The organism is Henriciella mobilis, assembly GCF_003576285.1.
GTDB lineage: Bacteria > Pseudomonadota > Alphaproteobacteria > Caulobacterales > Hyphomonadaceae > Henriciella > Henriciella mobilis.
The window spans coordinates 150,384-170,423 of the sequence record NZ_QWFX01000016.1; the positions used below are offsets into that span (position 1 = coordinate 150,384).

20 protein-coding genes are annotated in these 20,040 nt (G+C 55.6%); 16 read left to right on the top strand and 4 right to left on the bottom strand.

Features of this window, described 5'->3' with window-relative positions; all coding sequences use genetic code 11:
- Positions 1-172: 172 nt before the first annotated feature.
- From D1223_RS16120 to D1223_RS16190, 15 genes are all read left to right on the top strand, one after another.
- Positions 173-802, top strand: a complete 630-nt coding sequence (locus D1223_RS16120; RefSeq protein WP_119377443.1) for an RNA polymerase sigma factor — start codon at positions 173-175, stop codon at positions 800-802.
- 125 nt (positions 803-927) lie between these two features.
- The gene (locus D1223_RS18890; RefSeq protein ID WP_158085701.1) at positions 928-1,080 is read left to right on the top strand and encodes a hypothetical protein; all 153 of its coding nucleotides are present in this window, start codon (positions 928-930) and stop codon (positions 1,078-1,080) included.
- 221 nt (positions 1,081-1,301) lie between these two features.
- Positions 1,302-2,945, top strand: coding sequence for a DUF3141 domain-containing protein (locus tag D1223_RS16130; RefSeq protein ID WP_233349723.1), 1,644 nt, complete (start codon positions 1,302-1,304; stop codon positions 2,943-2,945).
- Positions 2,942-4,177, top strand: coding sequence for an acetate/propionate family kinase (locus tag D1223_RS16135; RefSeq protein ID WP_119377444.1), 1,236 nt, complete (start codon positions 2,942-2,944; stop codon positions 4,175-4,177). Before D1223_RS16130 ends, D1223_RS16135 begins: the two co-directional genes overlap by 4 nt.
- A complete protein-coding gene (locus tag D1223_RS16140; RefSeq protein WP_084398727.1) occupies positions 4,174-5,238 on the top strand; it encodes a bifunctional enoyl-CoA hydratase/phosphate acetyltransferase in 1,065 nt (354 codons plus the stop codon). The genes D1223_RS16135 and D1223_RS16140 overlap by 4 nt, the downstream gene beginning before the upstream one ends.
- Complete coding sequence (locus D1223_RS16145) at positions 5,225-6,415, top strand: acetyl-CoA C-acetyltransferase (RefSeq protein ID WP_084398738.1); 1,191 nt, start codon at positions 5,225-5,227, stop codon at positions 6,413-6,415. Before D1223_RS16140 ends, D1223_RS16145 begins: the two co-directional genes overlap by 14 nt.
- A 117-nt stretch (positions 6,416-6,532) precedes the next feature.
- Positions 6,533-7,321: an enoyl-ACP reductase FabI gene (gene fabI / locus D1223_RS16150; RefSeq protein ID WP_119377445.1), complete on the top strand. Its 789-nt coding sequence runs from the start codon at positions 6,533-6,535 to the stop codon at positions 7,319-7,321.
- Positions 7,322-7,335: 14 nt separating this feature from the next.
- Positions 7,336-7,542: a YHS domain-containing protein gene (locus D1223_RS19305; RefSeq protein WP_084398737.1), complete on the top strand. Its 207-nt coding sequence runs from the start codon at positions 7,336-7,338 to the stop codon at positions 7,540-7,542.
- A 24-nt stretch (positions 7,543-7,566) separates the two neighbouring features.
- Entirely contained in the window at positions 7,567-9,615 is a 2,049-nt protein-coding gene (locus D1223_RS16160; protein WP_084398725.1) for a copper-translocating P-type ATPase, read from the top strand.
- A 267-nt stretch (positions 9,616-9,882) separates the two neighbouring features.
- Complete coding sequence (locus tag D1223_RS19310; protein ID WP_084398724.1) at positions 9,883-10,161, top strand: DUF2933 domain-containing protein; 279 nt, start codon at positions 9,883-9,885, stop codon at positions 10,159-10,161.
- Complete coding sequence (locus tag D1223_RS16170) at positions 10,158-10,823, top strand: methyltransferase family protein (RefSeq protein WP_084398723.1); 666 nt, start codon at positions 10,158-10,160, stop codon at positions 10,821-10,823. Before D1223_RS19310 ends, D1223_RS16170 begins: the two co-directional genes overlap by 4 nt.
- Entirely contained in the window at positions 10,823-13,231 is a 2,409-nt protein-coding gene (locus tag D1223_RS16175) for an efflux RND transporter permease subunit (protein ID WP_119377448.1), read from the top strand. Before D1223_RS16170 ends, D1223_RS16175 begins: the two co-directional genes overlap by 1 nt.
- Entirely contained in the window at positions 13,228-14,034 is an 807-nt protein-coding gene (locus D1223_RS16180) for an outer membrane lipoprotein-sorting protein (RefSeq protein ID WP_119377449.1), read from the top strand. The genes D1223_RS16175 and D1223_RS16180 overlap by 4 nt, the downstream gene beginning before the upstream one ends.
- A 3-nt stretch (positions 14,035-14,037) precedes the next feature.
- On the top strand, positions 14,038-15,462 hold the full coding sequence (locus D1223_RS16185) for a hypothetical protein (protein ID WP_119377450.1): 1,425 nt from the start codon (positions 14,038-14,040) through the stop codon (positions 15,460-15,462).
- Positions 15,463-15,563: 101 nt separating this feature from the next.
- Complete coding sequence (locus tag D1223_RS16190) at positions 15,564-16,565, top strand: NAD(P)/FAD-dependent oxidoreductase (protein ID WP_147372883.1); 1,002 nt, start codon at positions 15,564-15,566, stop codon at positions 16,563-16,565.
- A gap of 11 nt (positions 16,566-16,576) precedes the next feature.
- Here D1223_RS16190 and D1223_RS16195 read toward each other — a convergent pair whose 3' ends face one another.
- The 3 genes from D1223_RS16195 to D1223_RS16205 form a co-directional block, all read right to left on the bottom strand.
- On the bottom strand, positions 16,577-17,071 hold the full coding sequence (locus tag D1223_RS16195; RefSeq protein ID WP_119377452.1) for a hypothetical protein: 495 nt from the start codon (positions 17,069-17,071) through the stop codon (positions 16,577-16,579).
- 40 nt (positions 17,072-17,111) lie between these two features.
- Positions 17,112-17,666: a ubiquinol-cytochrome c reductase iron-sulfur subunit gene (gene petA / locus D1223_RS16200; protein WP_084396435.1), complete on the bottom strand. Its 555-nt coding sequence runs from the start codon at positions 17,664-17,666 to the stop codon at positions 17,112-17,114.
- A gap of 304 nt (positions 17,667-17,970) precedes the next feature.
- On the bottom strand, positions 17,971-18,429 hold the full coding sequence (locus tag D1223_RS16205) for a hypothetical protein (RefSeq protein WP_119377453.1): 459 nt from the start codon (positions 18,427-18,429) through the stop codon (positions 17,971-17,973).
- Positions 18,430-18,555: 126 nt separating this feature from the next.
- Between D1223_RS16205 and D1223_RS16210 the strand changes: the two genes are divergently transcribed.
- The gene (locus D1223_RS16210; RefSeq protein WP_084396437.1) at positions 18,556-19,464 is read left to right on the top strand and encodes a DMT family transporter; all 909 of its coding nucleotides are present in this window, start codon (positions 18,556-18,558) and stop codon (positions 19,462-19,464) included.
- Here the strand turns inward: D1223_RS16210 and D1223_RS16215 are convergent.
- Positions 19,461-20,030: an RNA polymerase sigma factor gene (locus tag D1223_RS16215; RefSeq protein WP_143435289.1), complete on the bottom strand. Its 570-nt coding sequence runs from the start codon at positions 20,028-20,030 to the stop codon at positions 19,461-19,463. The two genes, D1223_RS16210 and D1223_RS16215, sit on opposite strands and share 4 nt — an antisense overlap.
- Positions 20,031-20,040: the final 10 nt, after the last annotated feature.

Genomic DNA, 20,040 nt, shown 5'->3' on the forward strand with positions numbered 1-20,040 from the left:
GCGCTCACCACATACTCTGATACGGGTAAGACGGCCCGGCCCCTGAACCATTACACTCAGGGCCCAGCGCCATATTAAAAGTGACCGAAAATCCGTTCGCGCTTGAGGGCGATTCTGGCGGCGTGCGTATCACACTCCTCAAGCCCCAATATACGTGGAACCGCTTACGAATATGACGTCCGACCCAAGCCCTTCAGAACGGCGCAAACGAGCCATTGAAGCTGCGCTCATCGAGTCGCATCAGGACATGTTTCGGTTTCTGAAGCGAAAATTGCGCAACGATGCGGATGCCAAGGATGTGCTGCAAGAATTCTATGTTAAGGCGCTGACCCGGTTTAATGATCTTAAAGATGAAGACCGGCTTCGAGGCTGGTTGTCTCAGATTCTTCGTTCGACAATCGCTGATCATTTTCGAGCAATGACGCGCTCAGACAAAGCGCTGGAAACCTATGCGGCAGAGGCTGCCCTCCTGTTCGATGATGATGAGATCGACTTTGTTATTTGCGCATGCCTATACAAAATGTTGCCGACACTGAATCCCGACTACGCGGATCTGATCTGGCGGGCTGACCTTATCGGTGAAGATCGCTCTGTGATTGCTCATGATCTCGGCCTGTCTGAGAATGCGCTTCGAGTGAAACTTCACCGCGCACGCCGGGCCATGCGCCAGCGCCTGGAACAGGCCTGCCTGACCTGTATCGAACACGGCTATTTTCAATGCGCCTGTCCGGGCGCTGAAGACTTGCGAAAACGCGTTGAAGCGACCGCCTTGTCCATACCTCCGGGCCAGGTTGTTCCTTGATACGTTTTCGCAGCGGCGGGGTGTAACGCCGCTCCGGTTCGCGCGTCTTTGTTTTCAGGTCCGCAATAGGCGGTTTTTGCTTGTGCTCGCCGAGCCAGGACGAAATTGAAGAGAAGGAGATCGCCATGAACCGTGTCAAGAAAAGCGCCGTCCAAACGCCCAAAGCCAAAGTCAAACCGCCCGTCAAAAAGGGCTGTTGTTGCGCAGGCGGCTCGAAGCCGGGCCGAGGCAAGGAAAAATCGATGCCAGCGCTAAAAAGCGCTGGTGACGCAGCCTGACCCTTTCGTTCTCAATCGCCCCCTTACCGCGAAAGCCTCAAGCCATGCCAGATGATCAACGTATGACAGCTAAAAAACCCCGCAAAGCCAAACGCTCTGATCCCAAAAAGAAAGCGTCCAAGAGCGCCCGCCGGGCGCAATCAAGGCCGGAGTCCGCAAAGCCCATTCAAGCCTCGTCCCGGCCCAGCCTGCCAGACGCCGCTGCTTATGGGGTTGATCTCATGCAGAGACAAACTCTGTTCTTTGACGCGTTGCGCCAGCGCGCCAACACAATGCTCGCCCATGAGCGAGACGGCATGCCACCTGTCTTGAAGTTCAAGTATGAGCTCGTGGCGGACGCAGCGACATTTGAACCTGCGTGCAATTATCAACTTCTAAAAATACTCGAGATTGGCGATATCTGCCTCGACGATTGTCTTGATCCAGACAAACCACCCGTGATCATTATCGATCCCCGCGCGGGTCATGGCCCCGGCATTGGCGGATTCAAAGACGATTCTGAAGTCGGCATCGCTCTACATGAAGGCTACCCCGTATACTTCGTCGTGTTCACGCCTGACCCTGTTTCCGGTCAAACGCTAGCCGATGTGTTGGCGGGCCTGCGCCAGTTTGTAGAACTCGTGGCCGAGCGACATGATGGCGAGGCGCCAGTGCTCTATGGCAATTGCCAAGGCGGATGGGCGGCGGCACTTCTGGCGGCTGATTGCGAAGGCCTTGCCGGACCGATTGTGATGAACGGGTCACCGCTCTCCTATTGGGCCGGTGAACCCGGTGCCAATCCGATGCGGCTTGCGGCAGGATTCCTCGGAGGGGCCTGGATCAATCACTTCTTGTCTGATCTCGGAAATGGCCGGTTCGATGGCGCCTGGCTGGTCCAGAATTTCGAAACCCTCAAACCTGAAGGGGCAATCTTCCGGAAATATGCCGATCTGTTTGAAAACGTCGATACAGCCGCCGACAGGTTCCTGGATTTCGAGCGTTGGTGGGGCGGCTTCTACCGCCTGAGCCGCGAAGAGATTCTTGCGATTGTCGAAAACCTCTTTATCGGCAACCGGCTTGAAAAAGGTCTGGTGAAACTCGGGGCCCATTGTGAGATTGATTTAAAACAGATCCGCAATCCTCTCGTCATCTTCGCCTCACATGGCGACAATATCACCCCGCCACATCAGGCACTTGGTTGGATCCCAGCGGTTTATGAGACGACCGAGGCACTCATCGCAGCCGATCAACGCATTGTCTATCTGATCAATCAACATGCCGGGCATCTCGGCATCTTTGTATCTGCGAGTGTCGCGCGCCTCGAACATCGCGCGATGCTGGAAAACCTTTCCGATATCGAAGCGCTGGAGCCTGGGCTCTATGAAATGAGGATCGATAATCCGACCGGCGATCCTGATTGCGACCACGACCAGTACATTGTGCGGTTTGAACCCCGCCGGGTTGAGGACCTGGTATTCGAAACCCAGCCTGAGGCATTTGAGCGTGTCGGGCGTCTGTCGGCGCAATTGGAGACGGCTTATTCGAACTTCGCCAGCCCGTGGGTGCGCGCCTGGTCTAATCCGGTCACAGCAGAGCTTATGAAATGGTCTCATCCGATGCGGGTGACACGCTACATGTTCTCAGAACGGTTCAATCCAGCTATGGCGATGACCGCCGCGTTTGCACCCATGGTTCGCGCCAATCGAAAGGCTGTCAATGAGGACAATCGCTTTCGCACAGCTGAAAAGATGGGCGTCGACTGGATCGAGACCGGCCTGACCCGCATGCGCGAGTCTCGCGATGCCGCATCCGAACTGGCCTTCAGCTGGCTCTATGACTGGCCCGTATTGCCTGAACCTATAAAGGACGAGGCGGCAAAGAAATGAGCGCCCTCGACACCCCCCAGCGCGAAAGTCATCGCGTCCTCACCGTCAATAGCGGGTCTTCAAGCCTGAAAATCGCGCTCTTCCGGGTCGGAAACGACGTGGTCAAGACAATGTCGGGCGCCGTCACCGGCATTGGCGCATCAGAGGCGAGAATGTCAGCTGAGACCGCTTATGGCGACACACTTTGGGACGAACGCACCTGCTGCATCAACCACCCCGTTGCGCTGGAAACCTTCTTTCATGAGATGGCCGCTCATGTCGATCTCGGCGGCATTTCTGCGGTGGGACACCGGGTTATGCATGGAGGTCCCGACTACACAACGGCCCAGCGTCTGACTCCGAGAGTCGAAGCGGATCTGCGCGAACTGATTCCATTGGCGCCGCTGCATATGCCTGCAAACCTTGATGGCATCGTTGCCACGCGCCTGCGTTTACCGAATGCGATGCAATATGCCTGTTTTGATACGGGCTTTCATGCAGACATGCCGATCGCGGCCCAACGCACAGGACTGCCGCCTGCGATGGAAGACAGATATGTCCGCCGGTTCGGCTTTCATGGCCTCTCCTACGCATTTATTGTCTCAGATCTTGCCGCCCGCGCCGGTGAGGCGATGTCCAGGCAACGTCTGCTGGTTGCGCATCTCGGTGCGGGCGCAAGTATGGCCTCAATCGAGAATGGCCAAACCATAGATACAAGCACGGGATTTTCGGCGCTTGCGGGACTGCCCATGGCGACCCGAAGCGGCGATGTCGATCCCGGGCTGCTCTTATACCTCATACTGGAAAAAGGCTGGGCCCCATCAGTCTTGCACGACCAGCTTTATCATGGCGCAGGCTTGCTTGGGCTTTCGGGTCTGAGCGGTGATGTAAAAACTCTGCTCAAAACAGACGACCCGCGCGCGAGCGACGCGCTTGCGCAATTTGCCTATCAAGCTCGCAAGCAAGCTGGCGCACTGATCACCGCCATGGGCGGTGTTGACCGGATCATCTTTACCGGCGGCGTTGGCGAACACGCGCCCTCGATCCGCGCCGCCATCTGCGAGCCACTTAGCGATCTCTATGGAATAAATTTTGACACCCGAGCAAATGATCTGGGTGAAACGTGTATTTCAAAGCCGGACAGTTCGGTGATTGTCGAAACGGTTCACACTGACGAGGCGATGATGATCGCCCGTTACGGACGCGCGATGCTTGAAGCCACCCCAGTGCAGATAGAGCGCCGGGTCTCATGACTGGTTTTCGAGATTTTGCCGACCTCAAGACCGCTGCCGACTCAGGACCGCCCGTGAAGGTCGCCATTGTCTGTGCGGCGCAACGAGACGTCCTACTCTCGGTCGACGAAGCCGTTAAGCGCGGCTGGATCCATCCAATCCTGATCGGCGACCCTGATGCGATCAAGGCCGAAGCCGAGGCGGCAAATCTCACATTCCATCCCGATCAGGTCTTGCCCGCCTGGAATGAGGCAGAAGCAGCCCAACGCGCAGCCGGTTTACTGAAATCGGGCAGCACGCATGCCGCCATGAAAGGCCTGATCCATACCGACGTCTTGCTAAAAGAACTGCTCAACGCCAATGCTGGTCTGCGTCAGCCTGGAGCGCGGGTCAGCCATGTCTTTCTGGCGGACATTCCAGCCTATCCGAAACTGCTTGCGATTACAGATGCCGCAGTCAACATCGCCCCGGATTTGGGCGCGAAAGCCGCTATCCTGCAGCACGCTATCGATCTTATGGTTTCTATTGGTATCGACCAGCCCAAAGCCGCAATCCTTTCAGCAATTGAGACTGTCAATCCGCTGATCAGTTCCAGCCTTGATGCCGCGGCACTCTCGGTCATGTCCCTGCGCGGTCAGGTGCGCGGCGCAGTCGTTGACGGACCGCTCGCCTTTGACAACGCAATTTCGCTTAAAGCCGCGGAAATCAAAGGCATTGCCTCGCCTGTGGCTGGGGATGCCGACATTCTACTCGTCCCAGATCTCGTTTCTGGCAATATCCTCGCTAAGAATCTGGAATATATGGCTGACGCCACGCTGGCCGGTCTCGTCCTCGGGCTGAACGCACCCATCGTCTTGCCATCGCGTGCCGATCCGGTGAACGCACGGCTCGCAGGTCTGGCGCTGGCGCGCCTTAGCCTAGCCGCAAAGGACCGCAAATCCGCGACGCGAGACAAAGCCCCGGTCTGGCCGGTGCACGCAACGCGCAGCTCACCTTTACCGGAAGCGGACTGCTGCCCGCCCAGCCATCCCACGCCAACCTCCCCCACATCACTCAATGGAGACGCTCATGCCAAGTCATGACCCCGTTATCTGCGCGCCAGTGCGCACCGCCATCGGCGCCTTTGGCGGTAGTTTGAAAAACGTCCCGGCGTCCGATCTTGGCGCTATAGCGATCAAGGCCGCTCTGGAACGGGCAGGACTTGCACCGGATCGGGTCGATACCGTTATTATGGGCCAGGTTCTGCAAGCCGGCGCCGGAATGAACCCGGCGCGTCAGGCAGCGATAGGTGCGGGTCTTCCTGTCAACGTCCCCGCGATGACCGTCAACCGGGTCTGCGGATCCGGCGCGCAGGCGGTCATAACCGCCGCGCAAGACGTCATGCTTGGCCACGCGGCGTGCGCCGTCGCTGGCGGCATGGAGAATATGGACCAAGCCCCGTTTCTGCTTGGCAAAGCGCGTTACGGCTATCGTCTGGGCGACGGGGCGCTCATTGACAGTCTTCTTAGGGACGGGCTGAACGATGCCTTTTCCGGCGAGCATTCCGGCTGGCATACCGAAGACTTAGCCGAACAGAACCAAATCAGCCGTGCCGCTCAGGATGCCTGGGCGTTGCGTTCGCAAAGCCGGTTCTCGAAAGCCCAGAGTGACGGTCTTTTCGACGCCGAGATTGTGCCCGTTGAGATGAAAACCCGTAAAGGGATTTCGGTATTCGATCGGGACGAGCACAATCGCCCGGATACGACTCTAGACAGTCTTGCGCATCTGAAGCCGGCCTTCCGAGAGCATGGAACGATCACAGCCGGGAATGCTCCCGGATTGAACGCGGGCGCTGCTGCAATGATCGTTGCTGACCGGGCCTGGGCAGAGACAAACCAGCTGCAGCCTGCGGTCCGGATTGCCGGCATGGGCGTCGGCGCCGTCGAACCCGGACTGTTCGGCCTTGGTCCTGTACCTGCTGTGAAACAGGCATTGGAGCGGGCCGCCTGGCCACTTGCATCGGTGGAACGGGTCGAAATTAACGAGGCCTTCGCGGCCATTGCCGTCGCTTTGGTCGGCGAGCTGGGATTCTCCGAGGACATAGTGAATGTCGAGGGCGGCGCCATTGCACATGGCCATCCAATCGGCGCGACGGGCGCTGTTCTGTCCGTACGGCTGATCCATGCCATGCAACGAGACAATCTTAAGCGCGGCATCGTCACCCTCTGCATTGGCGGCGGACAGGGCGTCGCGCTCGCGCTCGAACGTATCCCATCCTGACCCGGCGCATCTCCCCCCAACTGCCCCGACGCCGGTTAACAGGGAACGCCGTCTCTCACGATTGCCTCCGTGAGGGACGGCGGCTTTGGCTGCGTATTATTCTGCAAGGAGCTGGATGTGAGCACACCCGATTGTGATCTTCGCGGAAAAACCGCACTGATTGTCGGCATTGCGAATAGTGATAGTCTGGCCTGGGCGGCGGCCACGTCCCTTCGCGGTGCAGGCGCGCGCCTGGCGATCACCTATTTGAACGAGAAGGCTCGCCCGCATGTTGAACCTTTAGCGAGAAAGGCAGATGCAGATCTCATTCTCGAATGCGATGTCACCAAACCTGGATCGCTGGACGCTGTCTTAGACGCGGTCGCAGCAAAATGGGATCGGCTTGATCTTGTCTTTCACGGGATTGCAAGTGCGCCAAAATCTGATCTTCAGGGGCGTTTGACAGACTGTTCGGCCGACGGTTTCGCAGCCGCCATGACGGTGTCTTGCTATTCGCTCCTTCATATGGCGCGGCGGGCTGAACCATTAATGCGACGCGGCGGCTCTCTGATCACGCTCAGTTTCTATGGCTCAGAAAAAGTCGTTGATCACTATAATGTCATGGGCCCGGTCAAAGCTGCGCTTGAAAGCGCTGTACGCTACCTTGCCCATGAGCTCGGACCCGCCGGCATCCGCGTCAATGCCATTTCCGCCGGACCCGTTGCGACAAGAGCCGCGTCTGGCCTCACCCATTTCGAAGAATTGCTAAACGAGGCCGCAGCCAAATCACCGCTGCGACGAACAATCGATGCCAGCGAAGTCGGAAAAGCGGCTTTGTTTTTGGCCAGCGATCTGTCCAGCGGCGTGACCGGTGAAATCGTTCATGTCGATGCCGGGTTCCATATCGATGGCATGATTTTTCATTGAGAAGAGAAACGATGATGACCGTAGAAGACCCTGTTTGCCGCAACACGATCCCCCTCGAAAACGCTCACGCGTCAGAGGAATATGGTGGATGGGCCTATTTCTTTTGCTCTAACCGTTGCCACACAGCTTTCAAACTAAATCCCGAACGCTATGCAGACGCGCGCATTCCCGCCGCCTTCAGCGCGCCGAGCGACGCCTCTCACCCATCCCGCAAAGCATGACTTAGCAGACAAAGACCCTCCACCATGGATCACTCCACCCACGCCCCCCCCTCTCGCCACGCGCCTCATGCCGGTCACGGACAGAAAAAAACGGACCCGCATGGCGGCCACGACCATGAAGGCATGATTGCCGATTATCGCCGGCGGTTTTGGGTTGTGCTGGTGGCCACGATCCCCATCCTCGCTTTGGCGCCGATGATCCAAGGCTGGCTTGGCCTCGAAGATGCCTTGCGGTTTCCGGGTGACCGTTATGTGCTGGCAGGGCTTTCAAGTCTTGTTTTCTTCTATGGCGGTTGGCCGTTCCTGAAAGGGTTTTTGCAAGAGATCACCGCCCGCGACATCGGTATGATGACGCTGATTTCGGTCGCGATTACGGCTGCTTACGCCTATTCCATCGGCATGGTCGCAATCGGCAGTGATGAGACCTTTTTTTGGGAGCTCGCAACCCTGATTGCGGTGATGTTGCTCGGGCACTGGATCGAGATGAAATCGGTGCTTGGCGCTGGGCGCGCCTTGGAAAAACTTGCAAGCCTGATGCCGGATGAAGCCCACCTGGTGGCGGATGACGGCAGCGTAATCGATGTGTCCGTTTCGACGCTGAAAGGCGGCGAACATCTTCTGATCAAGCCAGGCGAGAAAGTCCCAGCTGACGGGATCATTGTCAGGGGCGAGTCGTCTCTCAATGAATCCATGCTCACCGGCGAGTCCAAGCCGATTTTCAAGACCGTGGAGACCGAAGTGATCGGCGGATCAATCAATGGCGAAGGTTCGCTAACAATCCGGGTCGACAAGACCGGTGATGAGACTTTCCTGTCGAGCGTCATCAAGCTGGTTAAGGAAGCCCAAGCCAGCAAATCCAAAACCCAGGATCTCGCCAACACGGCGGCCAAGTGGCTGACTTTTATCGCACTTGGCGGAGGCCTATCGACCGTCTTGTTCTGGACCCTGTTCACCGATCAGGGATTTGGGTTTGCTATGGCGCGCGCCGTTACCGTGATGGTCATCGCCTGCCCGCACGCGCTTGGTTTGGCTGTGCCGCTTGTGGTTGCGCGCTCGACCGCGATCGCGGCCACCAATGGATTGCTCATTCGGGATCGGACGGCATTCGAAGAAGCGCGCAACATCAATGCCATCATTTTCGACAAAACCGGCACGCTGACCAAGGGCGAGTTTGGGATCACCGATACGCTTGTTTTTGATACGACATTCACTGAGAGCGATATCGTCGCCTACGCGGCGTCTATTGAAGCTCATTCTGAACACCCAATCGCCCAGGGGATCGTTCGCGATGCGCCGCAGGCATGGGGTGTCGACAAGTTTAAGGCGATCCCTGGCAAAGGTGCAGAAGGCCTCGTTAAGGACCGCGACGTGAAAGTCGTCAGCCCCGGCTATTTGCGCGACCAGGGTCTTGAAATGGATGATCCCCGGTTCGAAACCCTGAGCGCGCAGGGCAAGACAGTCGTCTTCGTGCTCATTGATGACAAGCTCGCTGGCGCAATCGCGCTGGCCGATATCATTCGTGAGGAATCCGCTAAAGCCATCCTCATGCTTCAGGCCATGGGCATTCAGTGCATCATGCTCACTGGCGACAATCAACAGGTGGCGGAATGGGTCGGCCAGGAAATCGGCCTCGACGAAGTGATTGCCGAAGTATTGCCGGAAGAAAAAGCCGCTAAAGTCCGAGAGGTTCAGTCCCGCGGTCTGATCGTGGCGATGACCGGTGACGGTGTGAACGATGCGCCGGCGCTGGCTCAAGCGAATGTCGGGATCGCAATCGGTGCTGGCACGGATGTCGCGATCGAAACCGCCGACATTATTCTTGTCCGGTCCAGCCCGTCAGATGTCGTAGCGATCATTGAACTCGCTCGCGCGACCTATAATAAAATGATGCAAAACCTCGCTTGGGCGACCGGCTACAACACGTTCGCCATTCCAGCGGCAGCGGGCGTGTTTTTCCCCTGGGGCGTAATCCTCACACCCGCGCTTGGGGCGGTGTTCATGTCGGCGAGCACCGTGATCTGCGCCATCAACGCCCAACTCCTCAAACTGTCTCGATCCCGGGTGTCGACATGACAGTGCGAGGTTTTGTTCCGGGTTTCGGATTTTTGACGCTCTGCCTCAGAGCGCTCAGCATCGGAGCCCTCCTGCTCCTGGTCCTGGTCCTGGTCCTGGTCCTGGATCATGCCGGGCATTTGAGCTGGCAAGACTGGCTGCTGATCGTTTTTATTTTTGCGGCGCAACTAACCGGTTTGAGGCCTTCAGGCCGGAGCCGCGTAACAAACCCATCATCGTCAACCCGCGGATCCCGTCCGTTCTGATCCCGCCATAGGAGCAATCGCCGTGCACAACCATTCTGATCATGACGACCATCAGCCAAAAGGCAGCCGGTTTTGGCTGCCGCTTTTGGTCTTCGCCGGAGCGATCGGGTTTCTTTTATTCTATGAACACCGCGCTCACATTCCCGCTGATGCGGTCTTCCTTGTTGGCTTCCTGCTTCTTTGCGGCGTGATGCACCTCTTCATGCATAGCGCGATGGGCGGCCATGGAGGCCACGGAAGCCATGGAGATCGGCGCCCTTCCCAACTCGATGAGGAAGATGACTGGAGGACAAGGCGATGAATGAGAACATGGCCCATTCTGAATATGGCCTCTGGTTTCTGGTGATCCTGAACTCTGCCATCTTTATCATTTTCGCGTTCAGTTTCGCCAAACCATCCAAGTCAAAAGACTGGACGTCATTTGGAGCGTTCAGCGCTTTTGTGATCGCTCTTTTTACCGAGATGTATGGATTCCCGCTTTCGATTTACTTCCTCTCTCCGTGGCTTGAATCGCAGTTTCCTGATGTCAATTGGTTCGCCCATGACTCAGGGCATTTCTGGGAGATGATTTTCGGCTGGCAAGGCAATCCGCATTTTGGCCCATTCCACTTCGCAAGCCTCGGCTTCATTTTGCTGGGCTTCAGCGTTCTGTCATGGGGGTGGCCGATCCTGCACGGGGCGCTGCGCAGCGGCAAGCTCGCCAAAACCGGCATTTATGCCCGCATGCGCCACCCGCAATATGCCGGCTTCGTGCTGATCATGTTTGGTTTCCTGCTGCAATGGCCGACCATCCTAACCCTGATCATGTTCCCGGTTCTTGTCTTCATGTATGTCCGTCTCGCTCTGAAAGAGGAGAAGGACGCCGAAGCCGCATTCGGCGGCGAGTATCGCGCCTACGCCGCGGTCACTCCGCGCTTCTGGCCGCGTTGGGGAACGCTAGCCGTGGTCGAGAACGAAAGCTGATGCTCTGGCTGTCCAAAGCAGCAGCGAAAAGGCGCAAAGGATTCTTTGTGTTCAGTTTGGCCTTTGCGTTTATACTAACAACCTTGGCGCTTGCACCGAGCGTCATGCCCGGCGCTCTGCCATTTTTGAAACCACTGACCATCGACACCGATCCGGAAAACATGCTGCCTGCGGATGCGACGGTGCGCGTACGCAATGGTGAGCTTAAAACAGTCTTTGATATTTATGATTTTGTCGTGGTTGGCGTTCTCAACGAAACGCACCCTCAAGGCGTTTTTAACGCCAAGGATCTCGCCAACGTAAAAACTCTGACAGACTATGCCAAAACGCTAAGCTACGAACAAAGGGCTGGGACGTTTGCGAACGTCATAGCCTCAGACATTATTGCGCCCTCGACCGTCGATAATATTGAAACGGAAAGTTTGGGAGCTGTTTCGTTCACCTGGCTGATGAAAACCGCCCCCTCAACCGATCAAGAGGCCGCGCTCATCCGTGATCGAATGCTCAAAATCCCTATGTACAAGGGTACGATGATCTCGGACGATGGAGCGGCGTTGGCGCTCTACTATCCGTTAAGCGAAAAAAGTATATCCCACGCCGTGGCGCAGGATCTACAAGAACTGATAGATACGTTCGAAAACACCGGCGCAGTTTATCATATTACTGGGTTGCCCGTTGCCGAAGACCGGTTTGGCTCTGAAATGTTCTTCCAGATGGCCGTATCTGCACCGCTGGCCATGCTTTTTGTTTTCGGACTTTTGTGGCTCTTCTTTGGTCACGTACGGATCATTCTGATCTCACTCCTTGCGGCGATGGCTTCTGTGATCTGCACAATGGCTTTGCTCGTTCTGTCAGGACAAACCATTCACATCATGAGCTCGATGATCCCGATATTTATCATCCCAATTGCGGTGCTCGATGACATTCATATCCTGTCTGATTTCTATGATAAATATACGCCCGAACGCGATCGACTGGAGATTGTAAATGAAGTTATGGCGGACCTTTGGCGCCCGATGTGGTATACGACGCTGACAACGGCGGTGGGGTTCGCCTCGCTCATGTTGACACCGATCCCGCCCGTTCAGGTCTTTGGATTGTTTGTGGCAATCGGTGTGTTTGTTGCCTGGTTTTTCACAGTCACACTTTTACCGGCCTATTTTATGAGCCTGCCAGACAAGGCGTTGGCAGATTTCGGCGCGCTCCAGACATCTGAGCGCGCAATTCGTGATCAAAGCTGGCTTGGACGGTTTTTACGAACCGCAGGCCCTTTTGCCGGTCACCGCGCCAAGTCCATTATTGTATTAAGCCTCGCGCTGGTCGTGTGGGCTGGCATTGGGATTGTGAATATCAGTGTCAATGACAACCCGATCAAATGGTTTGAGACGTCAGACCAGATCCGCGTGGCTGATCGCATCATTAATGAAGAGTTCGCTGGTAGTTATATGGCCTACTTGCATCTCAGTTCTGATAGTGCCGTCAACGATGAGCCTTTCAAGGCTCCAGAGACGCTTCGCTATATTGCCAAAATGAGCGCTGATCTTGAGGCTGAGAGTAACGTCATCGGCAAGGTTTCTGGATTGGATGATATTGTATCGACGGTCTATCGTGAACTATACAATGATCCTGCAGCTTACCGTATTCCCGATACCAGGCCTGCGATCGCGCAAACCCTGCTCATGTACGAGAACTCACATCGCCCAGATGATATTTGGACTTTCGTCACGCCAGACTTCCAAGATGCCGTTTTGTGGTTTCAGCTCAAAAGCGGCGACAATACAGACATGGCGCAAGTGGAGAAACTTGTCGGTGACTACCTGAACCGCAACCCTCCACCGCGCACCTTAGCGTCCGAATGGTTTGGACTGACTTATATCAATCTCGTCTGGCAAGATGAGATGGTGACCGGCATGCTCAAAGCGTTTCTGGGGAGCTTCATAGTTGTCTTGATACTCACTTCGCTTCTGTTCCGATCTTTGAGCTGGGGAATTATGGCAATGATTCCGCTCGCCCTTACCGTCGCAACGATCTACGGCGCGGTTGGATGGGCCGGTATGGACTATGATATGCCAACCGCCGTACTTTCTTCGTTGTCACTCGGGTTAGCCGTAGACTATGCAATTCACTTCCTCGCTAGGACACGAGAAATTTTCCGAAGACAGCAAGCATGGGAACCAACGCTTCGAGAGATGTTCGAGGAGCCGAGCCGGGCGATTTCTCGAAATGTCATCGTCGTCGGAGTTGGTTTCCTCCCATTGTTGGCTGCAAATCTTGTTCCCTATCAAACAGTTGGCATCTTGATTTCAAGCATCCTGATCCTCGCAGGCGCGGCGAGCCTGATCCTCTTGCCAGCTCTGATTTCTGTTTTCCAAAAACCACTCTTTCACCGCGAAAGGATAACAGAATGAATAAAGCCGCTCTGGTCTTCTTGATTATTGTAAGCGCTTTCGGACCACCAGCCCATGCGCAGAATACCGATGCGAATGACATCGCACGACAAGCGGAAAAGACTGCATTTTATCAGGGCGAAGATGGCCGTGCGCGTGTCTCTATGCAAATCATCGACAAACAGGGACGTACGAGATCGAGGGATATCACGATCCTACGCAAAGACGAAATCAACGATAATTCTGAATCAGGCGATCAGCGATTCTTTGTCTACTTTCGTGCGCCTAGCGACGTTCGCGATACTGTATTTTTGGTTTGGAAACATCCACAAGCAGATGATGATCGCTGGCTATATTTACCAGCGCTGGATCTGGTGCGCCGAATTGCGGCTGGAGACGAGAGATCAAGCTTTGTTGGATCTGACTTTTTCTATGAAGACGTATCTGGGCGAAGCGCTGAGGAAGATACACACGTTGTCCAAGATACAACTGAAACCTATTATATCTTAAAGAGCACACCAAAAGATCCAAATCGCGTGGAATTTGCCTATTATATTTCCTACATCCACAAAGAAAGCTACTTACCCGTCCAAGTCGAATATTATCAGTCTGACCATTCGAAATACCGCGAGTACACGGCAGAGGCGGTTGAAACCATTCAAGGGTTTCCAACTGTAACACGTGCAACGATGAAAGACCTCGCGGATGGAGGGCGGACAACACTTACCTATAGTGACATTCATTACGACATTGATCTTAGCGACGACATCTTCACGGAACGATATTTAAGAAATCCACCGCGGCAGTTCTTCGGCGAGAATTAAGAAATGTCACTCCGTACGATCTTTCTAATAGGCTTCCTCTTAGCCTTGACTTCGCGAGCCGGTGCGGTGCCGCCGCTACCAGAGGGGTTGAAGCCTCCAATCGAAACTGAGAGAGACGCTGCCCGAACTCAATCAGAGCCGGACTTGCCTGAAGGATTGATCAATCTCGACCTTAAAGAACCGCCGAAGGCTGACTCTGCTACCGAGGTAGCCGCGACAAAACCAGATTGGCGTCCAAGCGCGTTTATTGACACGCGCCTTGGTACCAGGTTGCGCGACCCGATCGATCAAGAACAGCTTTCGCTCGCAGAAACGCGGCTACAACTGAAGGCGGTCCGACGCTGGAGTAATATTACCGCAACAGTTGCGGTCGATATTCTCGCCGATGCAATCAGTGATTCGAATACGCCTGATTTGAATACGGGTGAAGGATTTGTCGATTTACGCGAGGCGAACGTGCTTTGGCGTCCATTATCTTGGATCGATATCAAAGCGGGCCGGCAGATATTAACTTGGGGTACTGGGGAATATTTATTCCTCAACGATCTCTTCCCGAAAGATTATAACTCATTTTTCATCGGGCGCCCCGACGCCTATTTGAAGGCACCTTCGGATGCGGTGAAGGTTTCTCTGTTCGGTGATATCGCTAATCTCGATATTGTCTATTCGCCGCAATTCGATTCCGATCGATTTGCGGATGGAGCAAGACTAAGCGTTTTTAACCCATTTCAAACTCAAGTCACTGGGAATAGATCCATAATAGAAAGCACACGACCTGCTGATGTATTTCAGGACGACGAATTGGCTGCGCGCATCTACCAAACAATTGGTGCCTATGAAGGCGCGTTGTATTTTTATAGCGGCTTTTGGAAAAGCCCGCTTGGATTTTCGTCAAATGAATCTGCGCTGCGACACAACACGCTGACATCATATGGAGGCAGCATACGCGGCCCAGCGAAGGGTGGTATCGCCAATTTAGAAGTCGCCTACTATAACAGCACAGAAGACCCAAGCGGTGACGAACCGTCAGTTCCAAATTCCCAGGTTCGGTTCCTTTTGGGGTATGAACGTGAATTGGCGAAGGACTTTACCGGTGCAGTTCAAGTCTACTTGGAACAGACAATTGATTACGGTGCTCTCACGCAATCGATACCTGTCGCGGCTCTGCGCCCAGATAAAACAAGACAGGTTGTGACGCTCCGCGCTCGAAAGGTCTGGCCTGAGAATCAAGTGACCGCTACAATCTTCGCAGCGTTCTCATCAACAGATCAAGATGGGTATATTCGCGCGAACCTCAACTGGAGTATCACCGATAACCTAACCCTGGAGGCCGGTTCCAACATCCTCTATGGCGCGCAGCAAACAACCCAGTTTGCTCAGCTCCAAAGCAATTCAAACATTTTTGTTGCCGCTCGCTATGGCTTCTAAAGCGCCGCACATTCATGACGATAGCCAAGAGGCTCAGAGAGCGAGGTCTAATAGATCATTTGGACTCGTCCTCGCGGGCGGCGGTGCGCGCGGGATGGCGCATGTTGGAGCCCGTGATCCAGCCCCGTGATCCACAAGACGTGCTCGACGAGCTTGTCTCAGCAGGTATTAATACAAGTTTCGAACACTGCGGCGTAAGGCAAGGCGTTGTTTTCGACAGCCAGACCAAGCCTCGTCGCGTGCATGGCGCACGGCCTTTGTTCTACTTGCTGAGGCGAGGTCGCGCAGACGGCAGTTTGGACCGCGCGCTTCTCGAACAAGCCCTCGCGGCTGGCGTGGAGGTTCGCTTCAATGACCGCGTAACACAAACATCCGGCGAGATGGTGCTTGCTGGAGGGCCGCGGCGCGCCGACATTATTGCAGTCGGAAAGATCTTCGATACGGATATGGCGGATGGCGCTTGGCTCGCATTGGACCCTGCGCTAGCGCCAAAAGGGTACGCCTATTTGCTTGTGCATCGGGGACGAGGGACAGTGGCAAGCTGCATGTTTACGGGCTTTCGCGACCAGGCATCACACCTTTCCGAGACATTAGCGTTCTTCGAGCGTCATGCCGGATTGTGTATGAAGAACCCTCAGCCGTTTGGCGGCTTCGGTAACACCCGCTTGCTCCGCACGGCGCTGCAGGGCGGATATCCCGTGATCGGTGAACATGCCGGCTTCCAGGATGCACTGGCCGGCTTCGGATTGCGCTACGCTATTCGGTCAGGTCGATTGGCCGCTGAAAGCATGATCCATGGAACCAGCTATAGACAGGCTTGGCGGAAAACGCTCCAGCCAACGCTTAGAACTGGCGTGGTCAATCGCTTCTTGTTCAATATCACTGGGCGTCGCGGAATCGATTTCATGCTTGGACACCTTGCCCGCGCCGACACAGGCGAGGCCCTCAGGCGAGCATACCGCCCGTCAACTCTAAAACGTCTTCTATTCCCTCTGGCGCGGCGCCGTTTTCGAGCGCCGCTCGCAGACCCCAGCTGCACCCATGAAAATTGCGACTGCATCTGGTGCGAGCATGGCACCCACAATCAGTCACCCAACTCTTGAGTGCAATTTTTTTAGCATGCCTTCGACCGGGCCTGCACGATGGAATCAAGGTCCGCGTATCTCACGAATGGCGAAGCATTGAGCTGCTGTGATATTTCGTCGAGCGTTGGGCGTGGTATTCTGTCATCCATGCGAGGGTCGTAAATCAGCAGCGCTTCACCAGAGTATGCGACTCGATCCAGCGCCAATCCGCGAAACGCTGATTTGTCTCGCGCCCAAACGCCGAATGCCTGAACAGCGCGCTCGCGCTGGGGGCGGTAAAGCGCAAGAATTTCAGCTAATCCCTCATCCGCTTTGAACTTCACGATGAACACGTAGGATCTGCCGGGATGAAGTTCAGCGCCATCGGCAGGTCCTGCCGCCAGATCAGCGCGTTGCAGCTCGCCGTGAAATTGGTTGGCATCGCCGCCGCTACGGGCCGTCCCTGAAAGACTCAAGCCCGTCAGGGCAAGCAGGCAAAGTACAAGAAAGACGATCAGGTGTGAGTTTTCCAATTGGCGTTTCATTGTCTGTCGCTCTTGGTGCCAAGCGCTCCAACTCGGTTTCTCAAATCGAGATCGTCACTAAATCATCAGTCAGATAGACATAGTCTGGGACAGGCAGATTCAGCGGTGCCGGTCCCTTTCTGATCCGCCCGGAAATGTCATAGTGCGATCCATGGCAGGGGCAGTACCACCCGCCATAATCTCCGACCGCGCCCTGATTTGGGCCTACAGGCACACAGCCAAGATGCGTACAGACGCCCGATGTAATCAATATAGCGGGGTTGAGCGTGCCATCACGGCGGGGCCTAAGACGGGCATCATCTGTTTCCGGGTCTGGCAATCGGTCGAAATTAACGGCGTTGGCAGCGGCGATCTCCGCTTCAGTGCGTCGGCGAATAAAAAACGGCTTACCGCCGATCAAAACCCGGATTTCGCCACCGACCGGAATCTTCGAAACGTCGACATCCAAGGAACTCGACGCGCGTGTGTCGCTCGCCGGATTCATTTGATCGACAAGCGGCCAGGCCGCCAGTCCCGTTCCAATAGCTGCGGCGGCAGTCGTCGCAATAAAGATAAAATCACGTCGTTCAACTTCTGTGGGAACGGAGTCTGACATAAAAATACTCCCTGAAATTCTCATCATTGGAACAGACGCCGGGCACGCTGTGTCCATTACAGGTGCAGCTGCGGCGTCCCATGCAGCGATGAATATATTGCCGCGCCCCATATTGGCTTTGGGGGGAGCATGGGACGCGGCAAGTTCAGAGCGAGATCGAGCGAGAGGGGAGGGCTAATCTCATTCTGCTTCATTGTTCGTCGAAGCGAACAATTTTTGGTCCGGGCTTTCACAGTTGGGGGGGACGTAGTGCGAAGGCCCGGGACCAAGGCGGCGGCGCCGAAGAACGACACCCGAACACGCCTTATTCTGTGGCAACCTCCTCCTCGCCCGTCATCAATGGGCAGTGCTCAGCTGGATCATGGCCCATAGCTTCATGTTTGGCCTCGCAGTCTTCCGCAGACATTGGATGATCACCAGATGCGGCATGCATTTGGTGGCCATCTGCGCCATGCTCCATCATTTTATCCATGTCCATCGCCATGCCGCCCTCGCCCATCATGGGTTTGTCGCGACCCATCATGTGATCGCCGCCATGATCCATCATATGACCTTCAGCCATCTTACCTTCCATATTGGCCATGCAGCCCTCCATACCTTCCATGCCTTCATGACCAGCCATGCAGGTTTTGGCACTGGCGGGGTCCGTCTCCGCCTCAACGGCAGGTGTTTCGCTTTGATCATGTGTCTTGTGGCCGTCTTGAGCCAAGGCCATAGGCGACAAAGCAAAAACAGCGGCGACGGTGATCCAGATCGGTTTCATGAGGGGTATCCTTTTTACAACTGTTCGAACCCAAGGGTATTGGGCACTTGCAACGTATTACGCAGCACACAGGCGGCGCCCTCATAATTGGCTCCACTCTTTCAAGTGTTTCACCGGAGCCCTGGTTTGATTGTCAGCCCCCGCATTCTCGCAGCCATCGTCATGGTCTTATGGGCCTCCTGCTATCCGCTCATCACGCTGGGGCTCGCTTATGCACCTCACCTGACCTTTGCAGCCCTGCGCGCTGTTCTGGCTGGTAGTGTTTTAATAGGTGTCGCCGCTCTGCGCCGAGCCGCGTTGCCTCGCGGGTGGACCGTTTGGGGCTGGATCACGCTTGCTGGTCTTGGAATGACCGGCATTGGCTACTTCGGGATGTTTCACGCCGCGGAGTTTGTATCACCTGGTCTTGCGACCGTGATAGAAAGTCTCCAGCCGTTGATCGCCGCCGTGCTCGCTGTCGTGTTTCTGCGCGAACGTCTTGGACCGATTGGCTGGTTTGGGCTTTGCCTCGGCGTCGGCGGCGTGGCGCTCATCGCCATACCGCGCGTACTGGCCTCGGGCGGGGGGTCAACAGCCTTCGGTCTGGTCCTGGTAATTATGGCGACGAGCGGCGTCGCTGTAGGTAACATCGCCATTAAGTCATTAGCGATGCGCGTCGATGCGGCGATGGCGATGGGGTTACAGCTTTTGGTTGGAGCGATCCCGATCTCAATTTTGGCGTTCGCGACCGAATCCCCAACGGCCATCGACTGGTCGGCGCAATTCATAATTTCACTTCTTGGACTCGCCCTGCCCGGGACGGCGCTGGCCTATTGGTTATGGCAGGTGACTTTGCAGTCGCTGGATGTATCCAAGGCGGCCGCATTTAGTTTTCTCGTTCCGATCATTGGCGTTTCGATTGGCGCGCTATTCTTCTCAGAGCCACTGACGATAAATGTCATTGGCGGCGGCGCGCTCGCTGCCATCGGGATCTATCTCGCATCGCGCCCGAGGTCCGAAACGTCGCCGCTAATGTCTGCTAAAAAAGAAGCCTAATCGAGCTTTTCGACCTGTTCCTGCAAGATTTTCCGGGCGCGGTAGACCCGTGTTTCCACCGCCTTGATGGAGACACTAAGTATTTCGGCCACTTCACTTTGGGGCATGTCTTGAAGGACCTGCAGCGTAAAGGCCTGCCTCAACTTATCTGGCAGCGCGTCCACCATTTTCGAGACACGGTTGAGCTCATCGCGGTGCTCATAATCGTCTTGAACATTTTGCGAGTGGTCCGCGATATCGGGCCGATCCGGGCTCTCCAGAGGTGCTGCTTGAAAGAAAAAGCTTCGCACGGCGCGTTTACGGCCATGATCACGAACTTTGTTGAGCGCAATGTGGTAGATCCAGGTCGAGAACTTCCGCGACGGGTCATAACGGTCAATCGAACGCCAGGCTGCGGTAAAGGCTTCCTGCAGCACATCATAGGCGTCTTCATTGCCACGCATCGAGCGTTGAACGTAGCGGTAGAGCGGTTCCTTGTAACGGCGCATAAGCTCGGTGAAAGCGCGTTCCTCGCCCCCCGCTGCGGCTACAGCAAGCTCTGCATCTGTTCGCTCTGTGTTGTGCACGTGTATATGT

What these genes read in the sequence shown, in the direction of transcription:
- D1223_RS16140 (WP_084398727.1), top strand. Translation starts at nt 4,174, where the DNA reads ATGACTGGTTTTCGAGATTTTGCCGACCTCAAGACCGCTGCCGACTCA.
- D1223_RS16190 (WP_147372883.1), top strand. Translation starts at nt 15,564, where the DNA reads ATGTTGGAGCCCGTGATCCAGCCCCGTGATCCACAAGACGTGCTCGAC.
- D1223_RS16120 (WP_119377443.1), top strand. Translation starts at nt 173, where the DNA reads ATGACGTCCGACCCAAGCCCTTCAGAACGGCGCAAACGAGCCATTGAA.
- D1223_RS16135 (WP_119377444.1), top strand. Translation starts at nt 2,942, where the DNA reads ATGAGCGCCCTCGACACCCCCCAGCGCGAAAGTCATCGCGTCCTCACC.
- D1223_RS16170 (WP_084398723.1), top strand. Translation starts at nt 10,158, where the DNA reads ATGAATGAGAACATGGCCCATTCTGAATATGGCCTCTGGTTTCTGGTG.
- D1223_RS18890 (WP_158085701.1), top strand. Translation starts at nt 928, where the DNA reads ATGAACCGTGTCAAGAAAAGCGCCGTCCAAACGCCCAAAGCCAAAGTC.
- D1223_RS16160 (WP_084398725.1), top strand. Translation starts at nt 7,567, where the DNA reads ATGGATCACTCCACCCACGCCCCCCCCTCTCGCCACGCGCCTCATGCC.
- petA (WP_084396435.1), bottom strand. Translation starts at nt 17,666, where the DNA reads ATGTCAGACTCCGTTCCCACAGAAGTTGAACGACGTGATTTTATCTTT.
- D1223_RS16145 (WP_084398738.1), top strand. Translation starts at nt 5,225, where the DNA reads ATGCCAAGTCATGACCCCGTTATCTGCGCGCCAGTGCGCACCGCCATC.
- D1223_RS16180 (WP_119377449.1), top strand. Translation starts at nt 13,228, where the DNA reads ATGAATAAAGCCGCTCTGGTCTTCTTGATTATTGTAAGCGCTTTCGGA.
- D1223_RS19305 (WP_084398737.1), top strand. Translation starts at nt 7,336, where the DNA reads ATGACCGTAGAAGACCCTGTTTGCCGCAACACGATCCCCCTCGAAAAC.
- D1223_RS16175 (WP_119377448.1), top strand. Translation starts at nt 10,823, where the DNA reads ATGCTCTGGCTGTCCAAAGCAGCAGCGAAAAGGCGCAAAGGATTCTTT.
- D1223_RS16130 (WP_233349723.1), top strand. Translation starts at nt 1,302, where the DNA reads ATGCAGAGACAAACTCTGTTCTTTGACGCGTTGCGCCAGCGCGCCAAC.
- D1223_RS16205 (WP_119377453.1), bottom strand. Translation starts at nt 18,429, where the DNA reads ATGAAACCGATCTGGATCACCGTCGCCGCTGTTTTTGCTTTGTCGCCT.
- D1223_RS16185 (WP_119377450.1), top strand. Translation starts at nt 14,038, where the DNA reads ATGTCACTCCGTACGATCTTTCTAATAGGCTTCCTCTTAGCCTTGACT.
- D1223_RS16195 (WP_119377452.1), bottom strand. Translation starts at nt 17,071, where the DNA reads ATGAAACGCCAATTGGAAAACTCACACCTGATCGTCTTTCTTGTACTT.